The organism is Streptomyces sp. NPDC031340 (assembly GCF_055569945.1).
On record NZ_JBVIIE010000004.1, the window covers coordinates 88,702 to 106,496 of the forward strand.

Annotated in this window: 12 protein-coding genes; 6 read left to right on the top strand and 6 right to left on the bottom strand. The window is 72.3% G+C overall.

Going from position 1 to position 17,795, the window contains the following annotated elements; genetic code table 11:
* Positions 1-172 precede the first annotated feature (172 nt).
* Positions 173-1,666: a 30S ribosomal protein S1 gene (rpsA, locus tag ACZ5GT_RS04060; protein ID WP_469013918.1), complete on the bottom strand. Its 1,494-nt coding sequence runs from the start codon at positions 1,664-1,666 to the stop codon at positions 173-175.
* Between the two features lie 391 nt (positions 1,667-2,057).
* Between rpsA and ACZ5GT_RS04065 the strand changes: the two genes are divergently transcribed.
* Positions 2,058-2,867, top strand: a complete 810-nt coding sequence (locus ACZ5GT_RS04065) for a class I SAM-dependent methyltransferase (protein ID WP_469013920.1) — start codon at positions 2,058-2,060, stop codon at positions 2,865-2,867.
* Positions 2,868-2,871: 4 nt separating this feature from the next.
* Entirely contained in the window at positions 2,872-5,379 is a 2,508-nt protein-coding gene (gene hrpB / locus ACZ5GT_RS04070) for an ATP-dependent helicase HrpB (RefSeq protein WP_469013922.1), read from the top strand.
* 60 nt (positions 5,380-5,439) lie between these two features.
* Here hrpB and pgfA read toward each other — a convergent pair whose 3' ends face one another.
* The 3 genes from pgfA to ACZ5GT_RS04085 form a co-directional block, all read right to left on the bottom strand.
* On the bottom strand, positions 5,440-6,432 hold the full coding sequence (gene pgfA, locus ACZ5GT_RS04075) for a cell envelope lipid trafficking protein PgfA (protein ID WP_469013924.1): 993 nt from the start codon (positions 6,430-6,432) through the stop codon (positions 5,440-5,442).
* 21 nt (positions 6,433-6,453) lie between these two features.
* Positions 6,454-6,588, bottom strand: coding sequence for an SPW_0924 family protein (locus tag ACZ5GT_RS04080; RefSeq protein ID WP_107472664.1), 135 nt, complete (start codon positions 6,586-6,588; stop codon positions 6,454-6,456).
* Positions 6,589-6,736: 148 nt separating this feature from the next.
* The gene (locus ACZ5GT_RS04085; RefSeq protein WP_469013926.1) at positions 6,737-8,461 is read right to left on the bottom strand and encodes a lytic transglycosylase domain-containing protein; all 1,725 of its coding nucleotides are present in this window, start codon (positions 8,459-8,461) and stop codon (positions 6,737-6,739) included.
* Between the two features lie 324 nt (positions 8,462-8,785).
* On the opposite strand from ACZ5GT_RS04085, the gene ACZ5GT_RS04090 reads away from it, so the two are divergent.
* Complete coding sequence (locus ACZ5GT_RS04090; protein ID WP_469013927.1) at positions 8,786-9,643, top strand: DUF4184 family protein; 858 nt, start codon at positions 8,786-8,788, stop codon at positions 9,641-9,643.
* Here ACZ5GT_RS04090 and ACZ5GT_RS04095 read toward each other — a convergent pair.
* Together ACZ5GT_RS04095 and polA are read right to left on the bottom strand one after the other, a co-directional pair.
* Positions 9,609-9,962, bottom strand: coding sequence for a hypothetical protein (locus tag ACZ5GT_RS04095; RefSeq protein ID WP_469013929.1), 354 nt, complete (start codon positions 9,960-9,962; stop codon positions 9,609-9,611). The two genes, ACZ5GT_RS04090 and ACZ5GT_RS04095, sit on opposite strands and share 35 nt — an antisense overlap.
* 316 nt (positions 9,963-10,278) lie before the next feature.
* Positions 10,279-13,005, bottom strand: a complete 2,727-nt coding sequence (gene polA / locus ACZ5GT_RS04100) for a DNA polymerase I (protein ID WP_469013930.1) — start codon at positions 13,003-13,005, stop codon at positions 10,279-10,281.
* A gap of 155 nt (positions 13,006-13,160) precedes the next feature.
* Between polA and ACZ5GT_RS04105 the strand changes: the two genes are divergently transcribed.
* The 3 genes from ACZ5GT_RS04105 (at position 13,161) to ACZ5GT_RS04115 (ending at position 17,748) form a co-directional block, all read left to right on the top strand.
* The gene (locus tag ACZ5GT_RS04105; protein WP_469013931.1) at positions 13,161-15,440 is read left to right on the top strand and encodes an FdhF/YdeP family oxidoreductase; all 2,280 of its coding nucleotides are present in this window, start codon (positions 13,161-13,163) and stop codon (positions 15,438-15,440) included.
* Positions 15,441-15,503: 63 nt separating this feature from the next.
* Positions 15,504-15,962 (top strand): PaaI family thioesterase, encoded by a 459-nt coding sequence (locus ACZ5GT_RS04110; protein ID WP_469013932.1) that lies wholly within the window; start codon positions 15,504-15,506, stop codon positions 15,960-15,962.
* 559 nt (positions 15,963-16,521) lie between these two features.
* Positions 16,522-17,748 carry a branched-chain amino acid ABC transporter substrate-binding protein gene (locus tag ACZ5GT_RS04115; protein WP_469014179.1) on the top strand — a complete coding sequence of 409 codons (1,227 nt, stop codon included), beginning with the start codon at positions 16,522-16,524 and terminating at the stop codon, positions 17,746-17,748.
* Positions 17,749-17,795 lie beyond the last annotated feature (47 nt).

Genomic DNA, 17,795 nt, shown 5'->3' on the forward strand with positions numbered 1-17,795 from the left:
CGACTTCGAGGCGTGGCCCACGGCTTCGGGGCGTGATCTGCGACTTCGAGGCGTGGCCCGCGGCTTCCGGGCGTGATCTGCGACTTCCGGGCCGGGCCGGGGCAAGACCGAGGGCCCGCACCCCGGGAAGGGTGCGGGCCCTCGGCTGAAGGACCTACAGCTCAGCGAGCGGTCAGCTCTGGCCGCCGGCCAGCTTCTCGCGGAGCGCCGCCAGCGCCTCGTCCGAAGCCAGCGCACCGGAGGTGTCGCCGCCCTCGGAGGAGTACGAACCGCCGCCGGACGTGGCCGGAGCGGCAGCCTCGCCACCCTCGGCAGCGGCCTGGGCGTCCGCCTCGCGGGACTTGATGACCTGCGCCTGGTGCTGCTCGAAGCGCTGCTGCGCCTCGGCGTACTGGTGCTCCCACTCCTCGCGCTGCTTCTCGTAGCCCGGCAGCCAGTCGTTGGTCTCCGGGTCGAAGCCCTCGGGGTAGATGTAGTTGCCCTGGTCGTCGTAGGACGCGGCCATGCCGTACAGGGTCGGGTCGAACTCGACCGAGGCCGGGTCGGCACCGAAGGACTCGTTGGCCTGCTTCAGCGAGAGGCTGATGCGACGGCGCTCGAGGTCGATGTCGATGACCTTGACGAAGATCTCGTCGTTGACCTGGACGACCTGCTCCGGGATCTCCACGTGACGCTCGGCCAGCTCGGAGATGTGGACCAGACCCTCAATGCCCTCGTCCACGCGGACGAACGCACCGAACGGAACCAGCTTCGTGACCTTGCCGGGCACGACCTGGCCGATCTGGTGGGTGCGGGCGAACTGCTGCCACGGGTCTTCCTGGGTCGCCTTCAGCGACAGGGAGACGCGCTCGCGGTCCATGTCGACGTCGAGGACCTCGACCGTGACCTCCTGGCCGACCTCGACGACCTCGGAGGGGTGGTCGATGTGCTTCCAGGACAGCTCGGAGACGTGCACCAGACCGTCGACGCCACCCAGGTCCACGAAGGCACCGAAGTTGACGATCGAGGAGACCACACCGGAGCGGACCTGACCCTTCTGCAGGGTCGTGAGGAACGTCTGGCGGACCTCGGACTGGGTCTGCTCCAGCCAGGCACGGCGGGACAGGACCACGTTGTTGCGGTTCTTGTCCAGCTCGATGATCTTGGCCTCGAGCTCCTTGCCCACGTAGGGCTGGAGGTCGCGGACGCGACGCATCTCGACCAGGGAGGCCGGGAGGAAGCCGCGGAGGCCGATGTCGAGGATGAGACCACCCTTGACGACCTCGATGACGGTACCGGTGACGATCCCGTCCTCTTCCTTGATCTTCTCGATCGTGCCCCAGGCACGCTCGTACTGAGCGCGCTTCTTGGACAGGATGAGGCGGCCTTCCTTGTCCTCCTTCTGGAGGACCAGGGCCTCGATCTCATCGCCCACGGCGACGACCTCGTTCGGGTCGACGTCGTGCTTGATGGAGAGCTCTCGGCTCGGGATGACGCCTTCGGTCTTGTAACCGATGTCGAGCAGGACCTCGTCCCGGTCGACCTTCACGATGACGCCGTCGACGATGTCGCCGTCGTTGAAGTACTTGATCGTCTCGTCGATCGCGGCGAGGAAGGCTTCCTCGTTACCGATGTCGTTGACCGCTACCTGCGGGGTGGTGGCGGTGGTCTCGGTGCTGCTCGTCATGTGGGAAAGGGCTCCGGTACGGACATTGAGTCGTAGGTACTGCTTACGCCGGGAGCCCGTTTCGCTCTGCAGAAGCCGGACAGCCAAGGAAGCGCCACAGAAAACTGGTGGCGCCTCGACAACCGAGGGGACATACAACAGATGCGAGCGCAGCCTGCTACGTCTGAGGTGCGCAGGCCCGCAGCGCAACTTGTAGCATACGGGGGCAGCCGGGCAGGGTCAATGCGCGAACGCGCACACCCGGGGCGGATCGCCGCATACCCGGCACAAAACCTGTCTCCTGAGGCCACACAGGCCCCCGGCGTCCCTTCCGTGTCGCCACCGGGACGGGGTTGGACGGAAGAGTACGACGAGGGAGCCGATCATCCAAGAGCCCGTATCCCCCGAGCCCGTGACGCCCGAGCCCGAGTCCGAGCCGGAGGCCACCCGGCGCGCGGCCGACGTCACGGAGAGCTCCCGGGCCAACCGGGGCTGGTGGGACCGCAACGCCGACGAGTACCAGGTCGAGCACGGCACGTTCCTGGGCGACGACCGCTTCGTGTGGGGCCCCGAGGGCCTGGACGAGGTGGAGGCGGAACTGCTCGGGCCGCCGGAGGAGCTGAAGGGCAGGGACGTGCTGGAGATCGGCGCCGGCGCGGCGCAGTGCTCGCGCTGGCTGGCCGCCCAGGGCGCCCGCCCGGTCGCCCTGGACATCTCCCACCGCCAGCTCCAGCACGCGCTGCGGATCGGCGGATCGTTCCCGCTGGTGTGCGCGGACGCCGGCGCGCTGCCCTTCGCGGACGGCTCCTTCGACCTGGCGTGCTCGGCGTACGGCGCGCTGCCGTTCGTCGCGGACCCAGTGCTGGTGCTGAAGGAGGTGCGGCGGGTGCTGCGCCCGGGCGGCCGGTTCGTCTTCTCCGTCACGCATCCCCTCCGCTGGGCCTTCCCGGACGAGCCGGGACCGGAGGGGCTGACGGTGGCGGCCTCCTACTTCGACCGCACCCCGTACGTCGAGCAGGACGACGAGGGCCGCGCGGTCTACGTCGAGCACCACCGCACGATCGGCGACCGGGTGCGCGACGTGGTGGCCGGCGGCTTCCGGCTGGTCGACCTGGTGGAGCCGGAGTGGCCGGCCTGGAACACCTCGGAGTGGGGCGGCTGGTCCCCGTTGCGCGGGAACCTGATCCCGGGCACGGCGATCTTCGTGTGCGTGCGGGACTGAGCACGTGATCCGACACGACGCCCTGGCCGCCCTGCCGGTGCGCGGCGCCCTGCCCGCCCTGACCGGCGCGCTGGACGGGCACGGCACCGCCGTGCTCGTCGCCCCTCCCGGCACCGGCAAGACCACGCTGGTGCCGCTGGCGCTGGCGGGCCTGCTCGGGGAAGGACCGGCGCGGCGGATCGTCGTCGCCGAGCCGCGGCGGATCGCGGCCCGCGCCGCCGCCCGCCGGATGGCGTGGCTGCTGGGCGAGTCCGCCGGTGAGAGCGTCGGGTACACCGTGCGCGGCGAGCGGGTCGTCGGGCGCCGCACGCGCGTGGAGGTCGTCACCACCGGTGTGCTGCTGCAGCGTCTCCAGCGCGACCAGGAGCTGGCCGGCGTGGACGCGGTGGTGCTGGACGAGTGCCACGAGCGGCATCTGGACGCGGACACCGTGGCGGCGTTCCTGTGGGACGTGCGGGAGACGCTGCGGCCGGAGCTGCGGCTGGTGGCCGCCTCGGCGACGACGGACGCCGACGGCTGGGCGGCGCTGCTGGGCGGGGCGCCGGTGGTCGCGGCGGAGGGCGTGTCGTATCCGGTGGAGGTGGTGTGGGCGCCGCCGGCCCGGCCGGTACGTCCTCCGCACGGCATGCGCGTCGACCCGGCGCTGCTGACGCATGTGGCGTCGGTGGTGCGGCGGGCGCTGGCCGAACGGGACGGGGACGTGCTGTGCTTCCTGCCCGGCGTCGGCGAGATCGCGCGGGTCGCGGGGCAGCTCGGGGACCTAGGGGACCTGGGCGAGGTGGACGTGCTGCAGGTGCACGGGCGGGCGCCGGCGGCGGTGCAGGACGCCGTGCTGAGCCCCGGGCAGCGGCGGCGGGTGGTGCTGGCCACCTCGGTGGCGGAGTCGTCGCTGACGGTGCCCGGCGTGCGGGTGGTCGTCGACTCGGGTCTGGCGCGGGAGCCGCGGGTGGACCACGCGCGCGGGCTGAGCGCGCTGACCACGGTACGGGCGTCGCAGGCGGCCGGACGGCAGCGGGCGGGACGTGCCGGGCGGGAGGCGCCGGGCGCGGTGTACCGGTGCTGGGCCGAGGCGGAGGACGCGCGGCTGCCGCGTTTCCCGGCGCCGGAGATCAAGGTGGCCGACCTGACGGCGTTCGCGCTGCAGGCGGCGTGCTGGGGGGATCCGGACGCGTCCGGACTGGCGCTGCTGGATCCGCCGCCGGGCGGGGCGATGGCGGCGGCGCGGGCCGTGCTGACGGCCGTGGGGGCGGTCGACTCCGCCGGGCGGGCCACGCGGCGGGGTGTGCGGCTGGCCCGGCTGGGGGTGCATCCCCGGCTGGGGAGGGCGCTGCTGGACACCGGCGGCGCCGGCGCCGAGGTGGTGGCGCTGCTGTCGGAGGAACCGCCGCGGGAGTACGGCGACGACCTGGCGGCGGCGCTGCGGGCCGCCCGGCGCGGCGGCGACGCCTATGCGGGCCGGTGGCGTGCGGAGGTGCGGCGGCTGCGGGCCGCCGCGGCGGAGTTCACCGGCCCGCCGGCCGACGGCTCCGCCGCCGTGGGCGACGACGCCCTCGCCGGCCGGGTCGCCGCGCTCGCCTTCCCGGAGCGGCTCGCCAGGGCCGACGGCGCCTCCTACCTGATGGTCTCCGGCACCCGGGCCGAGACCGGCGAGGGCACCGGGCTGCGCGGCGCCCCCTGGATCGCGGTCGCCGTCGCCGACCGGCCGGTCGGCAGCAGGCACGCGCGCGTGCGGCTCGGGGCGGTCGTCGACGAGGAGGCGGCCCGGCTCGCGGCCGGGGCGCTGCGCCAGGAACGCGACGAGGTCCACTGGGCGGACGGGGACGTCGTCGCGCGGCGGGTGGAGCGGCTGGGCGCCGTCGAACTCGCCGTACGGCCGCTGCGGGACCCCGACCCGGCCCTGGTGCGCGAGGCGCTGCTGGACGGGCTGCGGCGGGAGGGGCTCGGGCTGCTGCGGTGGACGCCCGACGCGGCCGTCCTGCGGCAGCGGCTCGCCTTCCTGAGCCTGCACCTCGGCGAGCCGTGGCCCGACGTCGGCGACGACGCGCTGCACGCGCGCGTGGCGGAGTGGCTGGAGCCCGAGCTGAGCCGGGCCCGGCGGCGGGCCGACCTCGCCCGGATCGACGCCGGTCAGGCGCTCACCCGGCTGCTGCCCTGGGCGTCCGGGCAGGCCGCGCGCCTCGACGAACTGGCCCCGGAGCGGATCACCGTGCCGAGCGGATCCAGGATCCGGGTCGACTACGGGGACCCGGAGCGGCCCGTGCTCGCCGTGAAGCTGCAGGAGATGTTCGGGCTGCACGAGTCGCCCGCCGTCGCCGGCGTGCCGCTGCTGGTGCACCTGCTCTCCCCCGCCGGCCGGCCGGCGGCCGTCACCGCCGACCTCGCCTCCTTCTGGAAGGACGGTTACCGGGCCGTGCGGGCCGAACTGCGCGGCCGCTACCCCAAGCACCCCTGGCCCGAGGACCCGGCCACCGCCGAACCGACCCGGCACGCCGGCGCGCGGCTCAGACGGTGACCGGGCGCGCGGCTCAGACGGTGACCGGGCGCGCGGCTCAGGCAGTGGCGGGGCGGGCCCTCAGGCGGTGACCGGCTGCGGCGCCGGGGAGCCGGCCGGTTCCGGGTCGGCCGGGCGGCGGCCGCGCGCCTCCAGCCAGAGGGAGAGCACCATCAGCAGCGTGCCGAGAACCAGGAATCCCCACGGCAGGTAGGACGTCATCAGCAGCACGAGGGTGCGGTTGGACTTGACCAGCGCGACGGTGTGCTCGATGTAGTCCTCGCGCATCTTCACGTGGCCGGCGAACGCGGTGACCTTGTCGCGGCCGCCGAGCAGGGTGCCGCCGCGCAGTTCCTCCCGGTGGATCTCCTCGCCGTAGACCGGAGCGCCGGTGACGGGCTCCACCCAGAACCTGCGCACGGTGGTGTACCAGCGGGTGGTGCCGGTCTTCGCGACCGACTCGGGGGTGATGCCGGCGACGGGCATGGTCTTGGGGAAGGGGACCCGGGTCCAGGGGACGGTCTGCTCGAAGTAGTACACCCGCACGCCGCGGAAGTCCCGCGTGCCCTTGTAGTGGATGGGCGCGGTGACGCGGGCCTGCGCGTCGAAGTACCGGTAGTCCCGCTTCTGGGTCAGGAACGGCCACTTGAACTCGATGCCCTGCCGTCTCACCGGGTCGCCGTCGACCGACTCGCCGGTGGCGTGGACGGGTTCCTGGGTGTGGGCGTCGAAGATGTAGCGCTCGGGGACCTTGGAGACCATCTTGCCGTCGGGTCCCTGCACGTAGGACAGGCCGTCCCAGACGACGACGTCCCGGCCCGCCGTCCGCTCGATCCTCTCGGCGGCCTGCACATCGCCCTTGAGGGTCTGCACGATGGTCACCTTGGAGACCTTGCGGGCCTTCATGGTGCCGTAGTCGAGGAGGGTGGCGTTCTTCGCCTCCAGGACCATGTCCTGGTACGTGTTCGCCGGAACCTCGGCCAGGCGCGGGAAGGCGTACCAGCGCAGCAGCGGGGACAGCGCCGCGAAGAACACGGCGAAGGCGAGCAGGATCAGACTGGCCTTGCGTCGCATCTCGGCCTCCCTCGCGGGCGGTTACGGGTGTGCGGGCACCGTCGTCAGCAGCGGCTTCGGGGAGGTCTTCCCCGTCGGTGTGCCCAGGGCGGTGAGCGTGAGGACCAGGGCGAGCGCGACGGCGAGACCGGTCGCGGCGGCGATCAGGGCGCGCATGCGGGCCTCCCGGCGGACACGGACTGACAGTTCGTCAGATGCGGCACCGTAGCAACGCCGGGGCGAGATGAGAACACGTCGCACGCACAACGGCGGCGCCCCCTGCGCGAGGGGGACGCCGCCGTCGTAGGCAGGACTGGGCGCTGGGCTAGACGCTGGGGCTCGCCGACGTGCTCGGGTCGGCCGACGCGCTCGGCGACGACGACGCGCTCGGCGAGGGCGAGGTGCTCGGCGTGGGCGACGTCTCGGCCGCCGCGACCGTCAGTTCGACGGTCAGCGTCGCGCCGCCCGCGGTGGTGAGGCGCAGCAGGTAGGTGCCGGTGGTGTCGTCCGCGTACAGCTTCGGCAGCTTCAGCAGGCCGTTCGCGTCCGTCTCCAGGCCCGTCAGGGTGCGTACGGTCTTGCCCGCGGCGTCCTTGAAGTAGGGGCCCTTGTCGTTCTCGGTCGGGTCGTCCGCCGACTTCACCAGGGTGGCGGTGACCGCGACCTTGTCCGCGACGGCGCCCTTGTAGGTGGCCTTCACCTCGACCCGGTCGGCGAACTCGCCGCCCGGCGTGCAGGTCAGCGCGGTGTCGCTGGTGCGGGCGAGGGTGTCGGCGGCGCGCTCGGTGACGGTGGCCGTGTAGTCGAGGCCGGGCACGGAGCGGCCGACGACGGTCGCCCGGACGGTGAAGCCGCCCGTCTTCTCGCCCGCCCGCAACGCCGGGGCGACGGCCACGCCCGCACTGTCGGTGGACACCGTGGCGACGGTCTCGCCGCCGGTGAAGGTGGCGTCGGTGTCGCCCGTGATCGTGAAGCGGACGCGGACCTTGCCGACGGCCTTGTCGGCCTTGGTCTCGGCCTTGGTGCTGATCTTCTTGGCGAAGGTGTCGCCGGCCATCGCGGTGAGCTTGGCGGTGCCCGCGTCCGCCAGGTGGTCCACCGTGTCGGTGGGAGTGGGCGACTGGGACGGCGGCGTGCTCGGCTCGTCCGACTTCGGCGGCGTGGGGCGCGGGGAGCCGGTGCTCGGCGGCGTCGTCGGTGAGGAGCCGGCGCCGCCGTCGCTGCGGCCGGAGGGGACGGTGCCGGTGCCGTCCGGGATCTCGTGGGTGCCCTTGCGGTAGTACTCCAGCCACGACAGGACGGTGTTCAGGTAGTCCTGCGAGTGGTTGTAGCTGAGGATCGCGCTGTGCAGACCGGACTGCTGCGACAGGTCCCAGCCGTTGCGGCACAGGTAGTGGGCGGCGGCCAGGGCGGCGTCGTAGACGTTGTTGGGATCCTTCACCCCGTCACCGTTGCCGTCGCGGCCCGCCCACGCCCACGTGGAGGGGATGAACTGCATGGGGCCGACGGCCTGGTCGTAGGAGCTGTTGCCGTCGTACTCGCCGTTGTCGGTGTCCTGGATGAGCGCGAAGCCGTTGCCGTCGAGCTGCGGGCCGAGGATCGGGCTCAGCGTGGTGCCGTTGGCGTCGACGCGGCCGCCGCGGGCCTGGCCCGACTCGACCTTGCCGATGGCGGCGAGGAGCTGCCAGGGCAGGTTGCAGCCGGGCTTGGCGTCCCGCATGGCCGCCTCGGCCTTCTTGTAGGCGTCGAGGACGGTCGCGGGGATGCCGGCCTCGGCGCTGCCCTGGGCCACGGGCGTTCCGGTGGTGGGCGACGGGCTCGGGCTGTTGAGCGGCGGAAGGTCCGTGTAGTACGGCGAGTTGCCGGTCGCGCCGCCGTCGCCGGAGGTCGTCGCGTCCGGCGAGGGCTGGGCGTCGGCCGCGGTCGTTCTGCCGTGGTCGTCGGTCATGACCCCCGGAGCCTGGGACGCGGACAGGGCCGCGACCGCGAGCGCGGCCACGGCTGTGGTCGCCGCTCCCTTGTACAGCCTCCTGCCGAATTGCGCCGCCATAGGATGAACCCCTCCCGTGGACGCCCGAGCGCCCGTCTCTGTCTGCCGTGCGTCTGACTGCCCTGTGATGTTGTACTCGCCCTGCTGTGACGATCGAGCCGCCGCGGAGGTTGCCCTCCTTGCGCCGTCCGGGGTTCCGGTTCGACGCGCGCCCGACCCGGGGGCCCAGGCGACCCTACGACAACTTGCTTTGCACCGGCACCCGTTCGCACCCGCCTTTCACCAGTTGGCCATGTTCCGTTGTCCGGCGGCCACCCACCGATACTTGACACGACCGGTCACCCGGCCGGCCGCCCGGGCCGTGCACTGTCGCGAGGAGCTCCGTTGCCTTTCACCCTCAGCCACGCGGCGGCCGTGCTGCCCGCCGTGCGCACCGACGGGACCGGCCGGGGACGGCTCGTTCCGGCCCTGCTCGTGGCGGGTTCCTTCGCACCCGACATGACCTACTACGCGGCGAGCGCGGTGTCCGGGGCGATGGAGTTCGGGACGGTCACGCATTCCCTCCCCGGCGTCTTCTCGGTGGACGTGCTCGTCTCCTGGGCGCTGGTCGCGCTGTGGCTGCTGGTGCGCGAGCCGCTGGTGGCGCTGCTGCCGCGGGCCCGGCAGCCGCGGCCGGCGGCGCTGCTGCGGTGCGGGGCGCGACACGCGCGTGTGAACCCGCGCCAGGTGGCTTGGTGGTACGTCTCCGCCGTGCTCGGCGCGCTGACGCACGTGGTGTGGGACGCGTTCACGCACCACGACCGGTGGGGCGTGCGGCTGCTGCCGGTGCTCGACCGGGAACTGGCCGGCGCGCCCGGCTACTGGTACCTGCAGTACGGCAGTTCGGCGGCCGCCGCCGCGATGATCGCCGTGTTCCTGGCGCGTGCGCTGCGGCGGGCGCCCGCGCCACCCCGGCCGGCCGGGGTGGCGGTGCTGTCGGTCCCGGACCGGTGGTGGGCCGTGGCCGTGATCGGCGGGTGCGCGGTGGTGGGGGCGGTGCAGCGGGCGGAGCGGTGGTGGGCGTACTGGGGAGCGACGGCCAAGCCGTGGGAGCTGATCCCGACGGTGTGCTTCGGCGCGGGCGCGGGGCTGGTGCCGGGCCTGCTGCTGTACGCGGTCGGCGTACGGGTGTGGCGCCCGGCACCGGCCGGCGCGGAGCCGGAGCTGGTCACCGCGCAGGGGGGTCGCCCGGCCGGCCGGTGAGGCCGCCCGCGGGCACGACGAACACGGTGACGGTACGGGCGCGGCGGGGGCCGCGGGTCAGGAGCCCGGTGAGGCAGCTGCGGCCCAGCCCGGCCCACAGGCGCCAGACGGGCGGCTCCTCGGGCTGGATCAGTCTGCGCAGGGCCCGCGCCAGGCCGGCCCTCCCGCGCCGCAGGACGAGGGCCGGTCCGGCCGGGACACGGGCGGTGCCGGCATCGGCCGCGAAGACCGGCACCGCCGCGACGGACGGGGCGGGCCCCGCTCCGACACCCCACGGCCTCGTCGGCCCGGGCCGACGCTTGAGCATGCGTATACCCATGCCCGCATCCTGGCGGGACGCGGGAACGGGGGCGTGCCGACAGGGTCCAGGTGAGTGAAGCCCCCACCCCACCGCCCCGCCCACAGCACCCCCTCCGGCCGCCGACCGCCGGAACCTGCGGATGGCCTCCCGGTCTGGCCCTACCGACCGGGACCCGAGCGGGGCGCACGGCGGCCTGCCCCGCCGCCCCCGCCGGGACCTGGGCTCGGCGCGCACCTCCGATTGCCGCTCCGCTCCCGCGGGGGGCGCGCGGCGGAGGTGGCCCCGGTTCCGCCGGGCAGGCCTGGTGTGCGGCCGACTCCCAGGCCGGCTCGGCCTAGTGTGCCGCCGACTCCCAGTCCGGGCCCACGCCCACCGAGACGCCCAGGGGAACCCTGAGGTGGACGGCGTTCGCCATTTCGCGGCGGACGATCTCCTCGGTGGCCGTGCGCTCGCCGGGGGCGATCTCCAGGACGACTTCGTCGTGCACCTGGAGGAGCATGCGGGACGTCAGGCCGGCCTCACGCAGGGCCCGGTCCACGTTCAGCATGGCGATCTTGACGATGTCGGCCGCCGTGCCCTGGATCGGCGCGTTGAGGGCCATGCGCTCGGCGGCCTCGCGGCGCTGCCGGTTGTCGCTGTTGAGGTCGGGCAGGTAGCGGCGGCGGCCGAAGAGCGTCGCCGTGTATCCGGTCGCCCTGGCCTCGTCGACGACCCGGTGCAGATAGTCCCGTACGCCGCCGAACCGCTCGAAGTAGGCGTCCATCAGGGCGCGGGCCTCCGCCGCCTCGATGTTCAGCTGCTGGGAGAGGCCGAAGGCCGACAGGCCGTACGCCAGCCCGTAGGACATCGCCTTGATCTTGCGGCGCATCTCCGCGTCGACCGCGGCGGGTTCCACCGCGAAGACCCGCGCGGCCGCGGTGGTGTGCAGGTCCTCGCCGGAGGTGAACGCCTCGGTCAGGCCCGCGTCCTCGGAGAGGTGGGCCATCACGCGCAGTTCGATCTGGCTGTAGTCGGCCGTCATCAGGGACTCGAAGCCCTCGCCGACGACGAAGCCGCGGCGGATCGCCCGGCCCTCGTCCGTGCGCACGGGGATGTTCTGCAGGTTCGGGTCCGTGGAGGACAGCCGCCCGGTCGCCGCGACGGTCTGGTTGAACGTGGTGTGGATACGGCCGTCCGTCGCGATCGTCTTGATCAGGCCCTCGACGGTGACGCGCAGCTTCGCCTGCTCGCGGTGGCGGAGCATGATCACCGGCAGCTCGTTGTCCGTCTGACCGGCGAGCCAGGCGAGGGCGTCGGCGTCCGTGGTGTAGCCGGTCTTCGTCTTCTTCGTCTTCGGCAGACCCAGCTCGCCGAAGAGGACCTCCTGCAACTGCTTGGGCGAGCCCAGGTTGAACTCGTGCCCGGCGGCCGCGTGCGCCTCCTTCACCGCCTGCTGCACGGCGCCCGCGAACATCTGCTCCATGGCCTCCAGGTGGGCCCGGTCGGCCGCGATGCCGTGCCGCTCCATGCGGGCGAGCAGGGCGGAGGTGGGCAGCTCCATGTCGCGCAGCAGGTCAGCGGCGCCGACCTCCCGCAGCTTGTCCTCGAACGCCGTGCCCAGGTCGAGGACCGCGCGGGCCTGGACCATCAGCGCCTCGCGCTCGGCGTCGTCGTCCGCGCCGAAGGCCAGCTGGCCGTCGGCCGCGGCGGCCGGGGCCAGCTCGCGTCCCAGGTACTCCAGGGACAGCGCGTCCAGGTCGAAGGAGCGGCGGCCCGGCTTGACGAGGTAGGCGGCGAGCGCGGTGTCCATGGTGACGCCGTCGACGCTCCAGCCGTGCTCGGCGAAGACCCGCATCGCGCCCTTGGCGTTGTGCAGCACCTTGGGCCGGTCCGCGTCCGCCAGCCACGCCGCGAAGGCCCGCTCGTCGGCCTCGTCCAGCTCGGCCGGGTCGAACCAGGCGGCCGCTCCCTGGGCCGCGGCGAGCGCGACCTCGGCGACCGAGCCGGTGCCCAGCGCCCAGGTGTCAACGGTGGCGACACCGAGGGCTTCCGTGCCGTGCCCGGTGAGCCAGCCGGCCAGCTCGCCGGTGCCCAGGACGGTGCCGTCCAGCTCCACGCCGTCCGCCGCGACCGGCGTGGTCTCCGCCTCCTCGGCGCCCGGGTCCACCGCGAACAGCCGCTCCCGCAGGGACGGGTTGCGGATCTCCAGGGTGTCCAGGATCATCGCGACGGCCTTGCGGTCGTAGGCGGCCCGCTCCAGCTCCACGACCGCCTTCGGCAGCTCCACCCCCCGCTCCAGCTCGGTGAGCCGGCGGTTGAGCTTGACCGCCTCCAGGTGGTCGCGCAGGTTCTGCCCGGCCTTGCCCTTGACCTCGTCGACGCGCTCCACCAGCTGCGCGAACGAGCCGAACTGGTTGATCCACTTCGCGGCCGTCTTCTCACCGACCCCGGGAATGCCCGGCAGGTTGTCCGACGGGTCGCCGCGCAGCGCCGCGAAGTCCGGGTACTGCGCGGGCGTCAGCCCGTACTTCTCGAGGACCTTCTCCGGCGTGAACCGGGTCAGCTCCGAGACGCCCTTCGTCGGGTACAGCACCGTGGTGTGGTCGGAGACCAGCTGGAAGGAGTCGCGGTCGCCGGTGACGATCAGCACCTCGAAGCCCTCGGCCTCGGCCTGCGTGGCCAAGGTGGCGATGACGTCGTCCGCCTCGTACCCCTCGACGGCGAAGCGGGAGACCTGCATCGCGTCCAGCAGCTCGCCGATCAGCTCGACCTGGCCCTTGAACTCGTCCGGCGTCTTGGAACGGTTCGCCTTGTACTCCGTGAACTCCTCGGAGCGCCAGGTCTTGCGGGAGACGTCGAAGGCCACCGCGAAGTGCGTGGGCTCCTCGTCACGCAGGGTGTTGGCCAGCATCGACGCGAAGCCGTAGATCGCGTTCGTCGGCTGGCCCGTCGCGGTCGTGAAGTTCTCCGCGGGCAGCGCGAAGAACGCGCGGTAGGCCAGCGAGTGCCCGTCCATGAGCATCAGGCGGGGCCGCTTGCCGCCGGGGGTCTTCTCGGTCTTCTTCGAAGCTGTCTCTGCCACGCCCCCGATCCTGCCACGCCGCACTGACAGTCGGCCGCCACCCGTGATCCGGAGCAACCATCGCTCCCGCCGCCCGCGCCCGCCCGCCACCGGCCGCTGTCGGCGCCGCGTGCGACCATCGACGGCGTATCCCACACCGCGAAGGAGAGCGTGCGATGGCCACCAAGCCGCCCAAGGGCGATCCGGTTCAGGACGCGCCGCAGGTCGCCGGACCGCAGCACGCGGCGGCGGGGCTTCCGGCCGTCGGCCACACCCTGCGCGTCGCCCAGCGGCAGATGGGCGTGCGACGGACCGCGCTGACGCTGCTGCGCGTCAACCAGAAGAACGGCTTCGACTGCCCGGGCTGCGCCTGGCCCGAGGGCGACCACCGGCACACCGCCGAGTTCTGCGAGAACGGCGCCAAGGCCGTCGCCGAGGAAGCCACCCTGCGCCGCGTCACCCCCGAGTTCTTCGCCGCGCACTCCGTCGCCGACCTCGCCGCCCGCAGCGGCTACTGGCTGGGCCAGCAGGGACGCCTGACCCACCCCATGTACCTGCCCGAGGGCGGCGACCACTACGAGCCGGTCACCTGGGAACGCGCCTTCGACATCGTCGCCGAGGAGATCGCCGCCCTCACCTCCCCCGACGAGGCCGTCTTCTACACCTCCGGCCGCACCAGCAACGAGGCGGCCTTCCTCTACCAGCTCTTCGCCCGCGAACTGGGCACCAACAACCTGCCCGACTGCTCCAACATGTGCCACGAGTCCTCCGGCTCGGCACTGTCGGAGACCATCGGCGTCGGCAAGGGCAGCGTCCTGCTGGAGGACCTCCACCAGGCCGACCTGATCATCGTCGCCGGCCAGAACCCCGGCACCAACCACCCCCGCATGCTCTCCGCGCTGGAGAAGGCCAAGGCGGGCGGCGCGAAGATCATCAGCGTCAATCCGCTGCCCGAGGCCGGCCTGGAACGCTTCAAGAACCCGCAGACCCCGCAGGGCATCCTCAAGGGCGCCGCCCTCACCGACCTGTTCCTGCAGATCCGCATCGGCGGCGACCAGGCCCTCTTCCGCCTCCTGAACAAGCTGATCGTCGACACCGACGGGGCCGTCGACGAGGACTTCGTCCGCGAACACACCCACGGCTACGAGGAGTTCGCCGAGGCGGCCCGCGCCGCCGACTGGGACGAAACCCTCACCGCCACCGGCCTCACCCGCGAGGAGATCGACCGCGCCCTCGGCATGATCCTGGCCTCCCGGCGCACCATCGTCTGCTGGGCCATGGGCCTCACCCAGCACAAGCACTCCGTGCCCACCATCCGCGAAGTCGTCAACTTCCTCCTGCTGCGCGGCAACATCGGCCGCCCCGGCGCCGGCGTGTGCCCGGTCCGCGGCCACTCCAACGTGCAGGGCGACCGCACCATGGGCATCTTCGAACGCCCCGCCCCCGCCTTCCTGGACGCCCTGGAACGCGAATTCGGCTTCACGCCCCCGCGCGAGCACGGCTACGACGTCGTCCGCGCCATCCGCGCCCTGCGCGACGGCGAGGCGAAGGTGTTCTTCGCCATGGGCGGCAACTTCGTGGCCGCCTCCCCCGACACCGAGGTCACCGAGGCGGCGATGCGGCGCGCCCGCCTCACCGTGCACGTCTCCACAAAGCTCAACCGCTCCCACGCCGTCACCGGCGCCCGCGCCCTCATCCTGCCCACCCTCGGCCGCACCGAGCGCGACGTGCAGGCCGGCGGCGAGCAGTTCGTCACCGTCGAGGACTCCATGGGCATGGTGCACGCCTCCCGCGGCCGCCTGGAGCCCGCGAGCGAGCACCTGCTGTCGGAGCCCGCCATCGTCTGCCGCCTGGCCCGCCGCGTGCTCGGCGACAGAACCGTCGTCCCCTGGGACGACTTCGAGAAGGACTACGCCGCCGTCCGCGACCGCATCGCGCGCGTGGTCCCCGGCTTCGACGACTTCAACGCGCGCGTGGCCCGCCCCGGCGGCTTCGCGCTCCCGCACGCCCCGCGCGACGAACGCCGCTTCCCCACGGCCACCGGGAAGGCCAACTTCACCGCGGCCCCCGTCGAATACCCCCGCCTCCCCGAGGGCCGCCTGCTGCTGCAGACCCTCCGCTCCCACGACCAGTACAACACCACGATCTACGGCCTCGACGACCGCTACCGCGGCATCAGGAACGGCCGCCGCGTCGTCCTCGTCAACCCCGACGACGCCCGCCGCCTGTCCCTCGCCGACGGCAGCTACGTCGACCTGGTCAGCGAATGGCAGGACGGCGTCGAGCGGCGGGCCCCCGGCTTCCGGGTCGTGCACTACCCCACCGCCCGCGGCTGCGCCGCCGCCTACTACCCGGAGACCAACGTCCTGGTCCCGCTCGACGCCACCGCCGACGTCAGCAACACCCCGGCCAGCAAGTCCGTCGTAGTGCGTCTGGAACAATCGGCGACCGACTGAGCGTTTGCTCAGCCGCAGAAAGCGGATCAAGACAGCCGATCAAGACGAACGGAGCCCGGCGCCATGGGCGAGCAGCAGCACGTGAAGTTCCCGCAAGAGGTCGTCGACGAGTACGCCGCCCTGGGCGTCGACCTGCAGGCTCTGTTCTCCGCGGGCCACCTCGGCAACCGGATGGGCGTCCAGATACTGGAAGCCTCCCCCGACCGCGTCGTCGGCACCATGCCGGTGGAGGGCAACACCCAGCCCTACGGCCTGCTGCACGGCGGCGCGTCCGCGGTCCTCGCCGAGACCCTGGGCTCCGTCGGATCGATGCTCCACGGAGGCAGCTCCAAGATCGCCGTGGGCGTCGACCTCAACTGCACCCACCACCGGGGCGTCCGCTCCGGCCTGGTCACCGGCGTCGCCACCCCCGTACACCGGGGCCGCTCGACCGCCACGTACGAGATCGTCATCAGCGACGAGGAGGGCCACCGCGTCTGCACCGCCCGCCTGACCTGCCTGCTGCGCAGCACGGAAGGCTGAGCCCGCACCCGCCCACGGCGGAACCCTCCCCCGCCGTGGGCGCCACGCGCACCCCCCGAACCCGCACAGGCGCCGCCCACAACGCCGCGCCGGCCGCCGCACGCCGCCGCACGCACCCCCGGCGGAACCGAGACCCTGCGCCAGAATGCGGACGTCCCCTTTCCCGACGTAACACTGCGTAACGCACGCGCAATACAACAGCACGCTTTCCTCTTCGGCGGCGCATACTCCCGCGACCTTTCCGAGCTCCGGCACGCCACCTGCGACACGACAACCGCCCGACCCCCGCCCACGACCAACCGGAAGTGCGGGTTCTCACAATGCGGACCGAAGGGAAAGTCCCCCAAAACGGCCGAGAGTGATTTTCGCCCCGGCCTGTTCTCCACCTCGGCATAACAAGAAAGTCACAAGCCAGCGCACGGCGATGCCCCTGCCCACAGACCGGGCTTAGAGTCACGGCCAGTCACCGCTCCATCGGGAGTTCGGTACCAGCGCGGCACCATCGCCCCCACCGGGGCGGGCCCGCCTGCGGAAAGGACTGATTGTGCGACAGCGTTCCTTGGTGATACTTACCTCCGTTCTTGCGACCGGAGCTCTGACACTCACCGCCTGCGGCTCCCGAGACGACAGCGGTGACAAGAGCAACGGCGACTCCTCGACGACCTTCACGATCGGCGTCGACGCCCCCCTCTCCGGTGAGAACTCCACCACCGGCCTCGGCATCCAGTACGGCGTCCAGGTCGCCGTCGACGACGCCAACAAGAACAACTGGGTCCCCGGCGTGAAGTTCAAGGTCGAGGCGCTGGACGACAAGGCCCAGCCCGCCAACGGCCAGCAGAACGCCACCAAGCTCGTCGGCGACAAGACCGTCGTCGGCGCCGTCGGCCCCCTCAACTCCGGCGTCGCCCAGTCGATGCAGCAGGTGTTCGCCTCCGCCAACATGGTCGAGATCTCCCCCTCGAACACCAACCCCGAGCTGACCCAGGGCAAGAACTGGCAGACGGACAAGAAGCGGCCGTACAAGACGTACTTCCGCACCGCCACCACCGACGAACTGCAGGGCAGCTTCGCCGCCGACTACGCCGCCAAGAACCTCAAGAAGAAGAAGGCGTTCGTCGTCGACGACAAGCAGACCTACGGCGCCGGCCTGGCCAAGATCTTCGGCGAGCAGTTCAAGAAGCTCGGCGGCAAGGTCGTCCAGACCGACCACGTCAACACCGGCGACAAGGACTTCGGCTCCCTCGTCACCAAGATCAAGAACTCCGGCGCCGACCTGCTCTACTACGGCGGCCAGTACGACGAGTCCGCGCTGATCACCAAGCAGCTCAAGGACGCCGGCGTCAAGATCCCGCTGTTCGGCGGCGACGGCATGTTCGCCACCACCTACATCGACGTCGCCGGCAAGGCCGCCACGGGCGACCTCGTCACCTCCGTCGGCGTCCCCGTCGACACCCTGCCCGCCGCCAAGCAGTTCATCGAGACCTACAAGGCCAAGGGCTACAAGGGCGACTACGGCGCCTACGGCGGCTACTCCTACGACGCCGCCACCGCCATCATCAAGGCCGTGAAGGCCATCAAGGACGCCAACGGCGGCAAGCTGCCCAGCGACATCAACGACCTCCGCTCCAAGGTCGTCGACGAGGTCCAGAAGTCCGACTTCCAGGGCATCACCGGCAAGGTCTCCTTCGACGAGTACGGCGACACCGGCAACAAGCAGCTCACCGTCTACCAGGTCGAGAACGGCGAGTGGAAGGCGGTCCACTCCGGCACCGCCAACCTCGGCTGACCCAACACAGGCAAGACCGCACCACGGGCCGCGCGGAAGGAGGATCC